This is a genomic window from Pantoea sp. Fr-CA_6, assembly GCF_024520895.1.
GTDB classification, from domain to species: domain Bacteria; phylum Pseudomonadota; class Gammaproteobacteria; order Enterobacterales; family Enterobacteriaceae; genus Pantoea; species Pantoea agglomerans.
In genome coordinates this window covers 1-16,639 of sequence record NZ_JALNPO010000001.1, presented here as the reverse complement: position 1 = coordinate 16,639, position 16,639 = coordinate 1, and the positions used below count along the sequence as shown (strand labels likewise).

The 16,639-nt window shown below is 51.2% G+C and carries 13 protein-coding genes; 4 read left to right on the top strand and 9 right to left on the bottom strand.

Features of this window, described 5'->3' with window-relative positions; translation table 11 throughout:
* Nucleotides 1–60: 60 nt before the first annotated feature.
* From oppA to NR201_RS00055, 3 genes are all read right to left on the bottom strand, one after another.
* Nucleotides 61–1,701, bottom strand: coding sequence for an oligopeptide ABC transporter substrate-binding protein OppA (oppA, locus tag NR201_RS00065; RefSeq protein WP_010244375.1), 1,641 nt, complete (start codon nucleotides 1,699–1,701; stop codon nucleotides 61–63).
* Nucleotides 1,702–1,857: 156 nt separating this feature from the next.
* A complete protein-coding gene (locus tag NR201_RS00060) occupies nucleotides 1,858–3,483 on the bottom strand; it encodes an ABC transporter substrate-binding protein (protein ID WP_256849227.1) in 1,626 nt (541 codons plus the stop codon).
* Between the two features lie 582 nt (nucleotides 3,484–4,065).
* Entirely contained in the window at nucleotides 4,066–4,713 is a 648-nt protein-coding gene (locus NR201_RS00055; RefSeq protein ID WP_010244367.1) for a YchE family NAAT transporter, read from the bottom strand.
* Between the two features lie 459 nt (nucleotides 4,714–5,172).
* On the opposite strand from NR201_RS00055, the gene adhE reads away from it, so the two are divergent.
* The gene (adhE, locus tag NR201_RS00050; RefSeq protein WP_256849226.1) at nucleotides 5,173–7,860 is read left to right on the top strand and encodes a bifunctional acetaldehyde-CoA/alcohol dehydrogenase; all 2,688 of its coding nucleotides are present in this window, start codon (nucleotides 5,173–5,175) and stop codon (nucleotides 7,858–7,860) included.
* Nucleotides 7,861–7,928: 68 nt separating this feature from the next.
* Here the strand turns inward: adhE and tdk are convergent, their stop codons facing one another.
* Nucleotides 7,929–8,549, bottom strand: a complete 621-nt coding sequence (gene tdk / locus NR201_RS00045) for a thymidine kinase (protein ID WP_010244362.1) — start codon at nucleotides 8,547–8,549, stop codon at nucleotides 7,929–7,931.
* Between the two features lie 409 nt (nucleotides 8,550–8,958).
* Here tdk and hns point away from each other — a divergent pair, with 409 nt between their 5' ends.
* The gene (gene hns / locus NR201_RS00040) at nucleotides 8,959–9,366 is read left to right on the top strand and encodes a histone-like nucleoid-structuring protein H-NS (protein ID WP_010244359.1); all 408 of its coding nucleotides are present in this window, start codon (nucleotides 8,959–8,961) and stop codon (nucleotides 9,364–9,366) included.
* A gap of 86 nt (nucleotides 9,367–9,452) precedes the next feature.
* Here hns and NR201_RS00035 read toward each other — a convergent pair whose 3' ends face one another.
* From NR201_RS00035 to rssA, 5 genes are all read right to left on the bottom strand, one after another.
* Entirely contained in the window at nucleotides 9,453–10,460 is a 1,008-nt protein-coding gene (locus NR201_RS00035) for an NAD-dependent epimerase (protein WP_010244357.1), read from the bottom strand.
* Nucleotides 10,461–10,474: 14 nt separating this feature from the next.
* Nucleotides 10,475–11,815: a UDP-glucose/GDP-mannose dehydrogenase family protein gene (locus NR201_RS00030; protein WP_003852248.1), complete on the bottom strand. Its 1,341-nt coding sequence runs from the start codon at nucleotides 11,813–11,815 to the stop codon at nucleotides 10,475–10,477.
* Between the two features lie 22 nt (nucleotides 11,816–11,837).
* Complete coding sequence (gene galU, locus NR201_RS00025) at nucleotides 11,838–12,746, bottom strand: UTP--glucose-1-phosphate uridylyltransferase GalU (RefSeq protein ID WP_008925296.1); 909 nt, start codon at nucleotides 12,744–12,746, stop codon at nucleotides 11,838–11,840.
* 193 nt (nucleotides 12,747–12,939) lie between these two features.
* Nucleotides 12,940–13,956, bottom strand: a complete 1,017-nt coding sequence (gene rssB, locus NR201_RS00020; protein ID WP_256849225.1) for a two-component system response regulator RssB — start codon at nucleotides 13,954–13,956, stop codon at nucleotides 12,940–12,942.
* 99 nt (nucleotides 13,957–14,055) lie between these two features.
* Entirely contained in the window at nucleotides 14,056–14,961 is a 906-nt protein-coding gene (gene rssA / locus NR201_RS00015) for a patatin-like phospholipase RssA (RefSeq protein ID WP_010244341.1), read from the bottom strand.
* A gap of 96 nt (nucleotides 14,962–15,057) precedes the next feature.
* Here rssA and NR201_RS00010 point away from each other — a divergent pair, with 96 nt between their 5' ends.
* Both NR201_RS00010 and purU read left to right on the top strand, forming a co-directional pair.
* On the top strand, nucleotides 15,058–15,513 hold the full coding sequence (locus NR201_RS00010; RefSeq protein ID WP_256849224.1) for a YchJ family protein: 456 nt from the start codon (nucleotides 15,058–15,060) through the stop codon (nucleotides 15,511–15,513).
* Nucleotides 15,514–15,569: 56 nt separating this feature from the next.
* On the top strand, nucleotides 15,570–16,418 hold the full coding sequence (gene purU, locus NR201_RS00005; RefSeq protein ID WP_003852258.1) for a formyltetrahydrofolate deformylase: 849 nt from the start codon (nucleotides 15,570–15,572) through the stop codon (nucleotides 16,416–16,418).
* Nucleotides 16,419–16,639: the final 221 nt, after the last annotated feature.

The following is a 16,639-nucleotide window of genomic DNA, read 5'->3' as shown; positions in this document are numbered from 1 at the left end:
TATAAAAAAAATTAAAAGGCGGCGCCAGAGGCGCCGCCACTGCTGATAGCCTGAATGCTATTAGTGTTTGATGATGTAGAAGTTTTTATCCAGGGTTTTATCCAGTGGATCTTTACCGGTATAACCGCCGACATAAGGTTTCACCAGACGGGTATTCACGTAGTAGTAAACCGGGACGATGGTGCTGTCTTTATCCATGATCTGCTCGGCCTGCTGATAGTCAGCTGCACGGGCTTTAGCATCCGGGGCCTTAATCGCGTCGCGAATCACTTTGTCAAACGCATCGCTCTTATAGTGCGAGGTGTTACTGCTGCTGTTGGACAGCATGGTGTTCAGGAAGGAAGTCGGTTCATTGTAGTCCGCACACCATGCCGCACGGGAAACATCGTAGTTACCCTGATGACGGGTATCCAGGAAGGTTTTCCACTCCTGGTTTTCCAGCTTGATGTTCACGCCGATATTTTTCTTCCAGATCGACGAGGCGGCAATTGCCAGCTTCTTGTGCAGATCGGAGGTGTTATAGAGCAGGTTAAAGGTCAGCGGTTTGTCGGCGGTGTAGCCCGCTTCTGCCAGCAGCTTTTTCGCCTCGGCATTACGCTTGTCCTGTGACCATTTGAACCAGTCTGGCGGCAGAATGTCCATGCCGTCGGTCGCTGGTGGCGTATAGCTATAGGCAGGTTTCTGGCCCTGCGCCAGCACTTTATTCACCATGATGTCACGATCCAGGCCCAGCTTCAGGGCAGCGCGCACGCGCGGATCGGTGAATGGCGCTTTCTGGTTGTTGATTTCGTAATAATAGGTGCAGAGATATGGATCGACGTGCAGCTCTTTACCGTTGTCACGCTGCAGCTTTTTAAACAGCTCAATCGGCAGGTTGTTATAGGTCATGTCGCTGCCGTTCTCGGAGAAGTAGCGGTTAACGTCACTGACTTCTGAACTGATCGGCAGGAAGGTGACTTTGTTCAGCACCGTATGCTCATTGTCCCAGTAGTTCGGGTTACGCACCAGGGTGATACGTTCGTTAATCACGTGCGCTTCAAGCTTAAAGGCACCGTTGCCGACCCAGTTCTGCGGCTGCGTCCACTGATCGCCAAATTTCTCAATCGCCGGTTTGTAAACCGGTGACATGACGGAGTTAATCAGCAGCTTATCAAAATAGGGAACCGGCTCACTCAGGGTGACTTCCAGCGTGTGGTCATCAATAGCTTTTACGCCCAGATCGGTAACTGGTTTTTTACCGGCGATGATGTCATCGACGTTCAGGATATGACCATACTGCGGATAGCTGGCATACGGTGAGGCGGTTTTAGGATCGACCAGACGCTCCCAGCTGTAGACGAAGTCCTGCGCGGTGACCGGCTCGCCATTGGACCATTTGGCATTTTTACGTAAGTGGAAAGTCCACACTTTGAAATCTTTATTTTCATAGCTTTCCGCTACGGCCGGGATCGGTTTACCGTTGCTGTCATTGACCAGCAGACCTTCGTAAAGATCACGCGCTACGTTGTCTTCCGGCACACCTTCAATTTTGTGCGGATCGAGCGACTGCACTTCATCGCCATTGCCGCGAACCAGCTCCTGTTTTGCGGCCAGCTCAACGCCCGCAGGCACCGTTGCTGCGAAAGCCGCATTCCCTGCCAGCGCACTCACTGCGGCGAAAACGCCCGCTGCAATCAGGCTTTTTTTCGTGATGTTGTTCATTATTACACTCCAGTTTTATTATCGTCACCGTGGCGATGCTCTGCCCCGGCGTCCCCCGTCTACGGGCTCCCTGGCCTGTTACCAGGGAGATTGACCCCAAAAAAAGGTCTGTTTGCTGATGCGTTTTCCGACTGTCTCGCCGAACGGGCGATCAGATCAGTGTTTTTTGATGAAATAGTACTTCAGGTCTGTCATGTCCTGCGGGTCTTTGCCCGTGAAGCCGCCAACCCAGGGCTTCACCAGGCGCACACTTACGCGGTAGTAAACTGGCACAATTGGTGAGTCTTTGTCGAGTTGTGTTTCAGCCTGCTGATACAGGCCGGCGCGCTGCGCCTCGCTGCCCGCCGTCAGCGTCTCCGCCATCAGACGATCAAAGGTCGCGCTGCTGTAAAACGCGGTGTTGATCGAGGCGTTGCTGATCAGCATGTTCAGGAAGGTTGAGGGTTCGTTGTAGTCGGCACACCAGGTGGCGCGCACCACGTCATACTGCGCCTGATGACGGGTCTCCAGCATGGTTTTCCACTCCTGATTCTGCAGCGTCACCTTAGCACCCAGGTTTTTCTGCCACATCGACGCGGCCGCAATCGCCTGCCGTTTGTTCTGATCGGAAGTGTTGTAGAGCAGCGTAAAGGTCAGCGGATGGGCAGCATCAAAGCCGGCCTCTGCCAGCAGCTTCTTCGCGGCTTCATTACGCTGCGCCTGCGTCCAGGTGAACCAGGCGGGTGGCGTGAGTTTGATACCGGCGGTAAAAGGCGGCGTCAGGCTGTAAGCCGGAATCTGCCCCTGGGCCATGATCTTATTGGCAATCACCTCGCGATCAAGGGTCATCTTCAGTGCGGCACGCACCCGCGCATCGGTAAACGGCGGCTTTTTGTTATTAATCTCGTAGTAGAAGGTGCAGAGCAGCGGGCTGACCTTCACTTCATCGCCCAGCTCTTTGCGCAGCTTGCCAAACATCTCTGGTGGCACCGCACTGTTGGTAATGTCCGTGCCGCCGCTGCGGTAGCGATTGATATCACTGTTTTCAGAGGCGATCGGCAGGAATGTCCCCTGTTCAATCACCGTGTGCGCATTATCCCAGTAGCGAGGATTGCGCTTCACGACAATTTTTTCATTCACTACCCAGTCGCTCAGCGTGTAGGCGCCGTTGCCGATGTAGTGACCCGGGCGGGTCCAGGCTTCGCCCCACTGCTTAATGGCTGGCGCATAAACCGGCTTCATCGCCGTATGCGCTAACATCGCCACCAGGTAAGGCACCGGCTTACTCAGGGTAATTTGCAGCCGATGGGCGTCCAGCGCCTTCACGCCCAGCTGATCAGGTGACGCTTTGCCGGCAAGGATGGCATCGATATTGGCAAAATGGGCTGCCTGCAGATAGCTGGAGTAAGGCGACGCGGTTGTCGGGTCCACCAGACGGCGCCAGCTGTAGACGAAATCAGCGGCGGTAACCGGCTCACCGTTGCTCCACTTCGCATCCTCCCGCAGATTAAAAATCCAGACGGTGGGTTGCGGGTTTTCCCAGCTTTTAGCGACGCCAGGAACGACCTGCCCGCTGTTATCGGTATTGACCAGGCCGTCCAGCAGGTTGTGAATAATGTTGGATTCCGGCACGCCTTCGGTTTTATGCGGATCCAGCGAGGAGACTTCACTGCCGTTATTGATCACAATCTGTTGCTGCGCGGTCAGTGTTGTACCCGGCGGCACCGTGGCGGCATAGGCCGGAGAAAATGCCATTAACAAAACGACTGCGAGTTTTGACCGCTGCTGCTGCAAATTCTTCATCCCAATCATGCGAAACGCCAACCTTAAATTAAGTATCCCGACAGGCTTAAGCAAAAAGCGTTCTCACTTTGGGCTTTCGGAGAAAAAATTTTACGTTGGGCCAAAAATTATCAGAAGCCGTGAAGGCGCGCCAAAGCAAAATAGCTAAAATGTTAACTAATTCTCTTTTATCATGAGAAGTCAGGCAGCGGAAGTGTTAATTTTCGTCCTGAAAATATCATATCGATATGAAAAATAGACCATTTAGCTGGAAACCCCTCTCAGGAGCGGAAAGCAGCGACAAACAGCCTCTTTTTTGGCACTTATATTGGGGAATCTGGCTTCAGCGTGATGAAATTTAAGATAGCGTGATTATTCTGGCAGTTTGTGAGGCTTACACGAAAATAGAGAGCAGAATATCGTGTGAAAATAGTGACATTATTTCGCAGAAAAAAGTCTGTGAGCCAGCGCGCAGTAATGAAATTTATAATTGCCCTATTCTGTTAAGCACAACGAATAATTGCATCGTAATGGTGCATAAAATGCCCTTCATGCACCATTACGGATCATTATTTCACTTCACTCTCTGAAATAAGTGAGCGTTTAATTGAGTAAGCCGGGAAAAATGGACTTCATGCCGGTGACAACAAATTCGATGCCCAGTGCCATCAGTAACAGACCCATAATACGCGTAATGACGTTGATACCGGTCTGGCCAAGAATACGCACCATTAACGGCGCGGCCCGAAAGAGTAACCAGCAGCAGAATGCAAAGATCGCAATCGCCAGAGTGAACCCCAGCAGATTTATCCAGCTGTGGTAGCGGGTGCTCCAGACAATGGTCGAGCTGATAGCACCCGGCCCCGCCATCAGCGGCAACGCCAGCGGCACAACCCCCACACTTTCACGAATCGCCGTTTCTGACTTCTCCTGCTTATTCTGCTTATCTTCGCCCAGCTTGCCGCTGATCATCGACATCGCAATGGTGACGACCAGGATCCCACCCGCGATGCGGAAGGAGTCAATCGAGATGCCAAACACATGCAGAATCGCATCCCCAAGGAACAGTGACGTCCAGAGAATAATAGCAACCGCCAGATTGGCAGTGAGGTTGGTTTTGTTACGCTCAGCCACCCCCTGATAACGGGTCATGCTGATGAAGACCGGAATAATTCCCACCGGATTGACCAGCGCAAAGAGCCCGACAAAAAATTTTATATAGCCTGATAAATCTAACAGCGCAGGGTTCACGACTTTACTCCGTACCACAGGGGGGAAAACGCGCCTAATGTATGTGAAAACAGGCACGGACGCCAGATGCTGACTCAGCTATTTATACTGTTGAATGACGGCGCATCCAGCGCGTTACCCCAGAGATTAAAAAGTGACTGGATTTAGCCGCTACCAGGCAGATGACGTGAAGAGGTAACCAATTTGATAAACAAAGGGCGTAAAGGGGAGCTGAAAGGTGTCAGCTTGCGGTTAAATTGATCTGCATCAAAATTGCCCTACCCCAAACCAGGTAATCTTTTCGCAACGGAAGTATTAGCGGCAGCGAAGAAAATCTCACTGACTGCAACAGAAGACTAGTTCAGTAAACAGTTGAAAATCCGGGCGTTCTGACCCAGTCCAACGCCTTATGGCAACGTGACTATACTCAGGGCGCAGGATTGTTTACTAAAAAAGTTTAACTTCCTTCAGGAGAACACCATGGCCGTAACCAATGTCGCCGAACTTAATGCACTGGTTGAACGTGTAAAAAAAGCCCAGCGTGAATATGCCAACTTTTCTCAACAACAGGTCGACGCCATCTTCCGTGCCGCCGCCCTCGCCGCCGCAGACGCCCGAATCCCGCTTGCCAAGATGGCCGTTGCCGAATCCGGTATGGGCATCGTCGAAGACAAAGTGATCAAAAACCATTTTGCTTCAGAATATATCTACAACGCTTATAAAGATGAAAAAACCTGTGGTGTGTTAGCCACGGATGATACTTTCGGCACCATTACCATCGCCGAACCTATTGGCCTGATTTGCGGTATCGTCCCGACGACCAACCCCACTTCAACCGCCATCTTCAAAGCATTAATCAGCCTTAAAACCCGTAACGGCATCATTTTCTCTCCCCATCCACGCGCCAAAGATGCGACCAACAGAGCTGCAGATATCGTGCTGCAGGCGGCGGTGGCTGCCGGTGCGCCAAAAGATATTATCGGCTGGATCGACGCACCTTCCGTTGAGCTGTCCAATCAACTGATGCACCACCCTGACATCAACCTGATTCTCGCCACTGGCGGTCCGGGCATGGTGAAAGCGGCTTACAGCTCCGGTAAACCTGCGATTGGTGTCGGTGCGGGTAATACGCCAGTCGTGATTGATGAAACCGCCGATCTGAAACGTGCGGTTGCGTCGATTCTGATGTCGAAAACCTTTGATAACGGGGTTATCTGCGCCTCTGAACAGTCGGTGATTGTGGTCGATTCAGTCTATGACGCGGTGCGTGAACGTTTCGCCAGCCACGGCGGTTATATGCTGCAGGGTGCCGAACTGAGTGCGGTGCAGAATATTATTCTGAAAAACGGCGGCCTGAATGCGGCTATCGTAGGCCAGCCAGCGTTCAAAATTGCGGAGATGGCCGGTATCAGCGTGCCACCGAGCACTAAGATTCTGATTGGCGAAGTGAAGCTGGTGGATGAGTCTGAGCCGTTCGCCCATGAAAAACTCTCACCAACCCTTGCGATGTATCGGGCGAAAGATTTCCAGGATGCGGTCGCGAAAGCAGAAAAACTGGTCGCCATGGGCGGTATCGGCCACACCTCCTGTCTCTATACCGATCAGGACAATCAGACCGAACGCGTTCACTACTTCGGCGACAAAATGAAAACCGCGCGTATTCTGATCAACACCCCCGCCTCGCAGGGTGGTATCGGCGACCTCTACAACTTTAAACTGGCGCCGTCTCTGACGCTGGGTTGTGGTTCGTGGGGCGGAAACTCTATTTCAGAGAACGTCGGTCCAAAACATCTGATCAATACCAAAACTGTCGCCAAGCGAGCTGAGAATATGTTGTGGCATAAACTTCCAAAATCCATCTACTTCCGTCGGGGTTCACTGCCAATTGCGCTGGAAGAAGTGGCAACGGATGGCGCGAAACGTGCCTTTATCGTCACTGACCGCTTCCTGTTCAATAACGGCTATGCCGACCAGGTGACCCGCGTGCTGAAATCACACGGCATTGAAACGGAAGTGTTCTTCGAAGTTGAAGCTGACCCGACGCTGAGCATCGTGCGTAAAGGTGCTGAGCAGATGAACAGCTTCAAACCGGATGTCATCATCGCGCTGGGCGGTGGCTCACCGATGGATGCCGCGAAAATCATGTGGGTGATGTACGAACATCCGGAAACTCACTTCGAGGAGCTGGCGTTACGTTTCATGGATATCCGTAAACGTATCTACAAGTTCCCGAAAATGGGTGTCAAAGCGCGCATGATTGCCATCACCACCACGTCCGGTACCGGTTCTGAAGTCACGCCGTTTGCTGTAGTGACCGATGATGCGACGGGTCAGAAATATCCGCTCGCTGACTACGCACTGACGCCTGATATGGCGATTGTCGATGCCAACCTGGTGATGGATATGCCGCGTTCACTCTGCGCCTTCGGCGGTCTGGATGCCGTGACCCACGCGCTGGAAGCTTATGTTTCAGTACTGGCGAATGAATACTCTGACGGACAGGCGCTGCAGGCACTGAAACTGCTGAAAGAGAATCTGCCAGCCAGCTATGCCGAAGGCGCCAAAAATCCGGTGGCGCGTGAGCGCGTACACAATGCCGCCACTATCGCCGGTATTGCGTTTGCCAACGCCTTCCTCGGGGTTTGTCACTCAATGGCGCATAAGCTGGGTTCAGAGTTCCATATCCCACACGGCCTGGCCAACGCCCTGTTAATCTCTAACGTTATTCGCTACAACGCGAATGACAACCCGACTAAACAGACCGCTTTCAGCCAGTACGATCGCCCTCAGGCGCGCCGTCGCTACGCCGAGATTGCTGACCATCTGGGTCTGAGCGCACCAGGCGACCGCACCGCGCAGAAAATTGAGAAGCTGCTCGCCTGGCTGGATGAGATTAAAACTGAACTTGGTATTCCAACCTCTATCCGTGAGGCGGGTGTGCAGGAAGCGGACTTCCTGGCGAAAGTCGATAAACTGGCCGATGATGCGTTTGATGACCAGTGTACCGGCGCTAACCCACGTTATCCGCTGATTGCTGAACTGAAACAGATTATGCTTGATACCTACTACGGTCGTGAATTTGTCGAACCGTTCTCAAACGTAGCCGAAGCCATTGCTGAGCAGCCGGTAAAAGGTATTAAGCTTGAGAAGAAAGCCAAAAAAGTCTGATAGCGCCGTTCTGACTGTCTGATAAAAAAACCCGCCCCGGCGGGTTTTTTATTGCCTGAATAATAGGGTTAATTCAGCGGAGTCTGAGCGCCATGGATCGCCTGCAACGATCCCTGCTCTATCGCCTGTTTATAATGCTTACGGCAGACTGAGATATAACGTTCGTTACCGCCAATCACCACCTGCTCACCCTCACTGAAAGGTTTGCCCTCGCTATCCAGTCGCAGAACCATACTGGCCTTGCGCCCACAGTGACAAATAGTTTTGAGTTCAACCAGCTTATCTGCCCACGCCAGCAGATACTGACTGCCAACAAACAGTTCACCGCGAAAATCCGTGCGCAGACCATAACAGAGCACCGGGATATCAAGGTCGTCTACGACATCTGACAGCGCTTTAACCTGCTCACGGGTCAGGAACTGACTCTCATCAACCAGCACGCAGTGGACAGGCTGAACGGCATGTTCAGCAGCGATGTCGCTGTAGAGTGATGTCTCTGCGTTGTATAGCAAGGCCGGTGACGATAGTCCGATACGGGAACTCACCTGCCCGGCACCAAAGCGATTATCGATTTCAGCGGTGTAAACCAGTGAACGCATGCCGCGCTCATGATAGTTATATGAGGATTGTAGCAGTGCGGTTGATTTCCCTGCATTCATGGCAGAGTAATAGAAATAGAGTTGAGCCATCGGCGCGTATCTTCATCAGGACTGAATGGAATGGCGCGCATATTACCACAAAGCGGCGGCAATACGTTGCGGTTGATGAATGAATAAAGTGTAACGGCTGGCCGTTTATTCCTCTGCATGCCGTTTCCAGCGCCTGTTAAGTGCAGTGCCGAACGGGATAAGTTTTGCTTATTTTACCCGCAACAAAAGCAATGACATTTTTGTTGCTGACCTGAATACATTAAATTTATTTGATATCGGACTAAAGGAAAATATTTTTATTCTGCACAACTGTGCAATTTTCTGGTGAAAATTATTTTTAGTCACGTGGGTAATTAGTGATATACATATTTTTATGATTGCAGTTATTTTATGTCGCCACTACTATTAGCGGGCAACACAACTTTTCCCTTATTCAGAGACCAGGACAATGAGCGAAGCACTAAAAGTTCTTAATAATATCCGTACGCTGCGCGCCCAGGCCAGAGAGTATTCCGTTGAAATACTGGAAGAGATGCTGGAAAAGCTGGACGTAGTAGTAAAAGAGCGCCGCGAAGAAGAGTCTCATTTTCAGGCAGAAAATGAAGAACGCACGCGTAAACTTAATCAGTATCGTGAAATGCTACTGGCTGATGGTATTGACCCGAATGAACTGATTAACACGCTGACCGACACACGGACTGCGGCAAAAGGTAAACGCTCAGTACGTCCGGCTAAATATGGTTACACCGATGAAAAAGGCGAGTCCAGAACCTGGACCGGTCAGGGCCGCACACCGGCCGTGATTAAAAAAGCGCTGGAAGAACAGGGTAAAAAGCTGGACGATTTTTTACTGTAAAGACCCGCAGGGTGACTGCCTTCCTGGCAGCCTGATGCGCAATAAAAAAGGAAGCCGGAGCTTCCTTTTTTCTTTTAATCAGATACTCAGACGCGGTAAAAGTCGCGGTACCAGTCCACAAAGTTTTTAACGCCCTCTTCCACCCCGGTCTGTGGTTTGAATCCAATTGCCTTAAACAAGGCTTCGGTATCCGCACTGGTTTCCAGTACATCTCCAGGCTGCATTGGCATCAGATTTTTCTTCGCAGTAATGCCCAGGGCTTTTTCAATCGCTTCGATATAGTTCATCAACGTGACAGGCTGACTGTTTCCAATATTATAAACACGATAAGGCGCTGAACTGGTTGCCGGCGATCCGGTTTCAACTGTCCAGTTGTCGTCCTGTTGTGGAATAACATCCTGCAGGCGAACAATGGCTTCAGCAATATCGTCAATATAGGTAAAGTCGCGTTTCATCTGGCCCTGGTTATAAACGTCAATCGCCTCACCGGCAATCATTGCTCGGGTGAATTTGAATAACGCCATATCCGGACGGCCCCACGGGCCATAGACCGTAAAGAAGCGCAATCCAGTGGTCGGCAGCTGATAGAGATGCGAGTAAGTGTGTGACATTAACTCGTTGGCTTTTTTGGTCGCTGCATATAAAGAAACCGGATGATCAACGCTATCTTCGGTTGAGAACGGCATCTTGCGATTCAGACCATAGACTGAACTGGATGAGGCGTAGAGCAGATGTTCAATTTTATGATGACGGCAACCTTCAAGGATATTGAGGTGACCCGTCAGATTGGAGTCTGCGTAGGCATGGGGATTTTCAATGGAATACCGGACACCAGCCTGAGCGCCAAGATGGATAACGCGCTGGAATTTTTGCTGATCGAACAGCGACGCCATTGCGTCACGGTCCGCCAGGTCCATCTCAATAAAAGTAAAACCAGGATCGGCCTTAATTAAATTGAGACGGGCATGCTTGAGATTTACGTCGTAATAATCATTCAGGTTGTCGATACCGACAACCTGGTGACCGGCGGCCAGCAGACGCTGGCTGACATGAAAACCAATAAAACCTGCGGCGCCGGTGACCAGAAAGTTCATAAATCCCTCGTTAATTATGCAGTTTGAATAGACGCTCCGCGGCCGATTGCATAATAAACGAAACCGCGTTTGCTGATACGCTCTGGATCATACAGGTTACGACCATCAAAAATCACGGCTTCTTTCAGTGCATTTTTGATGATGTCGAAGTCAGGCGCACGGAAGTTTTGCCACTCCGTACAGATGACCAGACCGTCAGCGCCCTGCAGTGCTGCTTCTTTGGTACCCATCAGCTTAAGATCGCTGCGGTGACCGTAGATACGCTGTGCTTCATCCATCGCTTCAGGGTCAAACGCCTGAACAGATGCGCCAGCTTCCCACAGCGTTTCCATCAGCACACGGCTGGAGGCTTCACGCATGTCGTCAGTGTTCGGCTTAAATGACAGGCCCCAGAGCGCAAACGTTTTACCTTTCAGATCGTCACCAAAATGACGTTTGATAAAGGTTGGCAGCTTGTTTTTCTGGTTATCATTCACATCTTCCACGGCCTGCAACAGACGTGGCTGATAGCCAATTGACTCAGCGGTACGGATTAACGCCTGCACATCTTTCGGGAAGCAGGAGCCGCCGTAACCACAGCCAGGATAGATAAAGTGGTAGCCAATGCGAGGGTCGGAACCGATGCCCTGGCGTACTTTTTCAATATCCGCGCCTAAACGTTCAGCCAGGTTAGACATCTCATTCATAAAGCTGATTTTGGTGGCCAGCATGCAGTTTGCTGCATACTTGGTCAGCTCTGCGCTGCGGATATCCATCATGATCATACGATCGTGGTTACGGTTAAACGGCTCATAGAGCTCGCGTAACAGTTCTACCACGTCGTCGTTGTCAGTACCGACAACGATACGTTCTGGACGCATACAGTCATTAACTGCAGCACCTTCTTTGAGGAATTCCGGGTTAGATACCACATCAAAGGTGATGTTGGCGTCACGCGCTTTCAGCGCTTCCGTCATTACCGCACGAACTTTGTCTGCTGTGCCAACCGGAACGGTTGATTTGTCGATAACCACTTTGTGATCGTTCATATGCTGCGCAATGGTGCGCGCTACGGCGGTCACATATTTCAGATCGGCAGAGCCGTCTTCATCTGGTGGAGTACCAACTGCAATAAACTGCATAACACCATGGTTTACGCCCAGCTCAGCATCAGTGCTGAACTTCAGACGACCCGCTTCGTAATTGGACATTACCAGCGGCGTTAAACCTGGTTCGAAAATAGGAATGATGCCTTTTTTCAGATTTTCGACTTTGTTTTCGTCGACATCAATGCAGAGAACGTCATGTCCGACTTCGGCTAACACCGCAGCCTGAACCAGACCGACATAGCCGATACCAAATACAGTGACTTTCATCGAGTTATCCTGTGTTTATGAATTACTTTTTGTTGCCAACTGCGCCATCGAGCCATTCAGAAAAATCTTTGCCCAATACCGGATGACGAACACCGTACTCAACGAAAGCCTGCATGTAGCCCAGTTTGTTACCACAGTCATGGCTGACGCCTTTCAGGTGATATGCTTCAACTGTCTCTTTTTCCATCAGCATCGCAATGGAGTCAGTCAGCTGAACTTCGCCGCCTGCACCTGGAGGCGTTTTAGCCAGCAGTGGCCAGATCTCTGAAGAGAGAACATAACGACCTACAACGGCCAGGTTTGATGGGGATTCTGACGCTTTAGGCTTCTCAACCACACCGACCATCGGTGCGCTGTCGCCTGGGTTCAGTTCTGCGCCCTGGCAATCGACAACACCGTATGCAGTCACATCGGCAACCGGCTCAACCATGATCTGGCTGCGGCCAGACTCTTCATAACGGCTCAGCATCTCTGCCAGGTTATCTTTGGTTGGGTTAGATTCATATTCGTCGATGATGACGTCTGGCAGGATAACCGCAAACGGCTCATCACCGATCAGTGGGTGTGCACACATTACAGCGTGACCCAGACCTTTAGCGATGCCCTGACGAACCTGCATGATGGTGACGTGTGGCGGGCAAATTGACTGGATTTCATCCAGCAGCTGACGCTTAACGCGTTTTTCCAGCATTGATTCCAGTTCGAAGCTGGTATCAAAGTGGTTTTCGATGGCATTTTTTGATGAATGCGTTACCAGCACAATTTCGTTGATGCCAGCAGCGATACACTCGTTAACGACATACTGGATTAACGGCTTATCAACCAGCGGTAACATTTCTTTAGGAATCGCTTTGGTAGCCGGGAGCATACGCGTACCCAAACCCGCTACCGGGATTACCGCTTTTTTTACTTTGGTATTATTGGCAGACATTAAGATACCTCTCTTATAGGCCGTTCAAGTTAATACTTGATATGTCGGTTTAAAATCGGAAATGAGTATATCAGTTAGTATCGAACGGATTTATCCTGGAAGGCACCAAACCGTCGAAATTAAGACTATTACCCAACTGTAAAGCTAAACTCTGGCCCTGTCCTCAGCGCCAGAATTCCTCTGTTTTTACGGCTTATTCTTCCGTCGATAGCATCAGCCGAATGCGCCCGCCCGCGCCCCAGACGTGGCATTGCCAGTTTTCTGCGCGCTGACTGATCTGGTTAAGATGGGTGCTGCCCATAGTGCCAAGGGGGACACCATTGCTGAGCTGAATCTGATGGGCATGAACATGGAGTGTGGCGTTCAATCCGGCCGAAACCAGAATTAAGTTCTTTAATCCGCGATGATAGTACCCAACCAGTAACGGGAACTGGCCGCTCAGGTTCGCCTGGCGCAGTAACAGATTGACCTGTCTGAGCAGCCCATTGAGTTCCGGCAGACGCTGTTTCTGCCCGGTCAGTTGCTCCTGCAGCAGGCCATTGAACAGCGCCCGCAGCAGCAACGCTGCCAGCACGCCATTATCACCGGCACGGGTCACGTCCAGACAGTAGAACGCCAGATCTTTATCGGAGAGCGCCGCGATATCAAGCACCAGCCCAGGCTGCTCGGCCATCGTCAGCTGACGATAGTTAATCCGGCAGTTGGCAATAGTCTGCTGCACCGGTGGCTGGAGTTGCTTGAGCAACTTGGCAGCCGCTTTAGGATCACGAACCAGCGCATCCCAGTCCTGGAACAGTTGTTCATCCTCTTCCACTTTCGAAGTGAACATAGAGGGATAGAGACACTCATAGACCGCTTCACGGAAGCGCTCAAAGTTTTTAAGTGGTTTAAGCAGCACATCCTGCACCCCAAGACGCAATACATGCGCAATATCCGACATGTTCTCGGTAGCTGAGATGATTAAAATCGGCACGATGTTGCCGCGGGTACGAATGTGCTCAACGAACTGGATGCCGCTCATGCGGGGCATTTCCAGATCGCAGATAATCAGGTCGACAGTATGCTGTTGTAGTTGTGCAATTGCTTCCAGACCATCTTCCGCTTGTAACGTCACAGCACCCATCGATAACAAAAATTGGTCCAGCAACGAACGGAAAACAGCCTCATCTTCGACAATGAGTATCTTTTTGCCGAGTAGTGGTTTTTCCATTCTTTCCCCCTGCGTACCAGATATTTCAATAGTGGTTCATAAAACGCAGTTGCGCCTTTAAGAATTGGCTGAAGTCACCGCTTTGAATGAACAACCTGATTATCTGCCACGGACCAGTGGTAATAGTTCATCCATTTTCTTCTCTACGGCGGCCTTGCCTGCTTCAATGGCTTCCTCAGCACGATGAAAGTCCAGCGTCGAAATTTGCGGACAGACCGGCTGAATCAAAACATCGGGCGGATCGCCTGCCATGCGATTCCGCTTCAGGCGATTTTCCAGCACCTGGATAGAGGTGGACATAATCTCCATCGCGCCAGGTGACTGAGACGCACGGCGCTGGCTGAAATTCACCAGACGCTGACGCAGCTTCCCACCCCAACTCAATGCCGCTGCGGCGGCTTCTTCTTCGCTATTCTGTGGTGTCACGGAAAAGAGATCCTGCTGCATTAAATGCGCGTCATGCTGCAAGTCAACGGCGATAACAATGTCTGCCCCCAGGGCACGGGTAAGTGAAATCGGCACCGGGTTGACTACGGCACCATCCACCAGCCAATACCCATTGTAGCCCACCGGCGGTAATAAACCTGGCATACTGCATGAAGCGCGTACTGCCTGATGCAGATCGCCCTCTGTCAGCCAGAGTTCACGACCGGTACTGAGGTTAGTCGCCACCACGCCAAAGGGTTTATGACAGTGCTCTATCGTGTCATTGGGGATCAGCTGACGAACATGGCTAAAGACCCGCTCACCGCGCAGCAGTCCGCCACGCTGCCAGGAGACATCCATCAGGCGAATAACATCCCAGTAGCGAAATGCACTGACCCATTTTTCCATCAGCGGCAGACGGTTATTCACATAGGCAGATCCGACTAATGCCCCGACAGAGCAGCCCGCAACGACGTCGATCTCAATACCTGCACGCTCCAGCGCGTTGATCACGCCGATGTGCGCCCATCCTTTGGCCGCTCCAGAACCCAGAGCCAATCCAATTTTTACCTTTCTCATTTCTGTCTGGTCCTGCCGTCAATACGTAGCATCACAACACGGGGTCAGCTAACATAGCGCGCTTGTAAAATCGACCCATCATTCCCGGGAGATAATGTGTCAGAAACCTGCCCATGTTGTAGCGGAGAGCAGTATAGCGTATGTTGCGAGCCCTTTCTTCAGGGTAACCAGATTCCTTTTACAGCTGAACAACTTATGCGATCCCGTTATTGCGCTTATGTGCAGCATAATGCGGACTATCTGGTTGCGACCTGGCATCCTGAGAAGCGTGATCCGGCGCTGTCAGGGCTTTTATCTGAAAGTTTTCCAGGAACCGACTGGCTCAGCCTGAATGTAACCCGTTGTAATCATGGAAGCCATGAGAACGAAGCTTTCGTTACCTTTTTTGCGCGATACCGCGAGAAAACCAACATTCAGGCCATTCATGAATGTTCACGCTTTCTTCGCGAGGATCAACGCTGGTACTATGTTGACGGTACAGCACCGCCCGTGGGGCGTAACGATCGCTGCCCGTGCGGCAGTGAAAAAAAATACAAAAAATGTTGTGGTTAAGCTGACGGCTACCCCAGCGGTTTTACCCCTAATGCTTTGACAGGACTCTGATTGAGATGCAAGCGCAAACCATGCAAAGAAAAGTTTTACGAACCATTTGTCCCGATGCAAAAGGTCTGATCGCCAAAATCACCAATATTTGTTACAAGCACGAACTTAATATTGTGCAGAACAATGAGTTTGTTGATCATCGCACCGGGCGTTTTTTCATGCGTACCGAACTGGAAGGGATCTTCAACGACAATACCCTGCTCGCCGACCTCGACAGCGCCCTGCCCCAGGGTTCAGTCCGGGAACTGCACAGCGCCGGTCGTCGCCGCGTGGTGATTCTGGTCACTAAAGAGGCGCATTGCCTGGGCGATCTGTTAATGAAGAGCGCGTTTGGCGGCCTGGATATGGAAATTGCGGCGGTAGTGGGTAACCACGACACCCTGCGTTCGCTGGTTGAGCGTTTTGACATTCCCTTTGTGCTGGTGAGTCATGAGGGACTGACGCGGGAAGAGCATGATAACCGCATGGTGGAAGAGATTGACCGCTATCAGCCCGATTACGTGGTGCTGGCAAAATATATGCGCGTCCTGACGCCTGCTTTTGTGCAGCGTTATCCGAACCAGATTATCAATATTCACCACTCCTTCCTGCCCGCCTTTATCGGTGCCCGTCCCTATCATCAGGCTTATGAACGTGGCGTGAAGATCATCGGTGCCACCGCGCACTATGTGAACGACAATCTCGATGAAGGCCCAATCATCATGCAGGATGTGATAAACGTTGATCACAGCTACACCGCCGATGAGATGATGCGCGCCGGTCGCGACGTAGAAAAGAATGTCCTGAGCAACGCACTGTATAAAGTGCTGGGTCAGCGCGTGTTTGTTTACGGCAACCGCACGATTATTCTTTAATCAGCCAGTGCGCTGAATTGTCTGCAGATTCAGCGCTACGCGTAAAAAGTGGGCAAACAGTTGCGGTTTTGCCAGTGGGCGCTTTACACCCTTATCGCATTTGGTATGATGCGCCCCGCTTTAAGAGAGAAAGATTCAGGCCATGGTGGGATTCCCGAGCGGCCAAAGGGAGCAGACTGTAAATCTGCCGTCACAGACTTCGAAGGTTCGAATCCTTCTCC

What these genes read in the sequence shown, in the direction of transcription:
- oppA (WP_010244375.1), bottom strand. Translation starts at nt 1,701, where the DNA reads ATGAACAACATCACGAAAAAAAGCCTGATTGCAGCGGGCGTTTTCGCC.
- NR201_RS00060 (WP_256849227.1), bottom strand. Translation starts at nt 3,483, where the DNA reads ATGAAGAATTTGCAGCAGCAGCGGTCAAAACTCGCAGTCGTTTTGTTA.
- adhE (WP_256849226.1), top strand. Translation starts at nt 5,173, where the DNA reads ATGGCCGTAACCAATGTCGCCGAACTTAATGCACTGGTTGAACGTGTA.
- tdk (WP_010244362.1), bottom strand. Translation starts at nt 8,549, where the DNA reads ATGGCTCAACTCTATTTCTATTACTCTGCCATGAATGCAGGGAAATCA.
- hns (WP_010244359.1), top strand. Translation starts at nt 8,959, where the DNA reads ATGAGCGAAGCACTAAAAGTTCTTAATAATATCCGTACGCTGCGCGCC.
- NR201_RS00035 (WP_010244357.1), bottom strand. Translation starts at nt 10,460, where the DNA reads ATGAACTTTCTGGTCACCGGCGCCGCAGGTTTTATTGGTTTTCATGTC.
- NR201_RS00030 (WP_003852248.1), bottom strand. Translation starts at nt 11,815, where the DNA reads ATGAAAGTCACTGTATTTGGTATCGGCTATGTCGGTCTGGTTCAGGCT.
- galU (WP_008925296.1), bottom strand. Translation starts at nt 12,746, where the DNA reads ATGTCTGCCAATAATACCAAAGTAAAAAAAGCGGTAATCCCGGTAGCG.
- rssB (WP_256849225.1), bottom strand. Translation starts at nt 13,956, where the DNA reads ATGGAAAAACCACTACTCGGCAAAAAGATACTCATTGTCGAAGATGAG.
- rssA (WP_010244341.1), bottom strand. Translation starts at nt 14,961, where the DNA reads ATGAGAAAGGTAAAAATTGGATTGGCTCTGGGTTCTGGAGCGGCCAAA.
- purU (WP_003852258.1), top strand. Translation starts at nt 15,570, where the DNA reads ATGCAAGCGCAAACCATGCAAAGAAAAGTTTTACGAACCATTTGTCCC.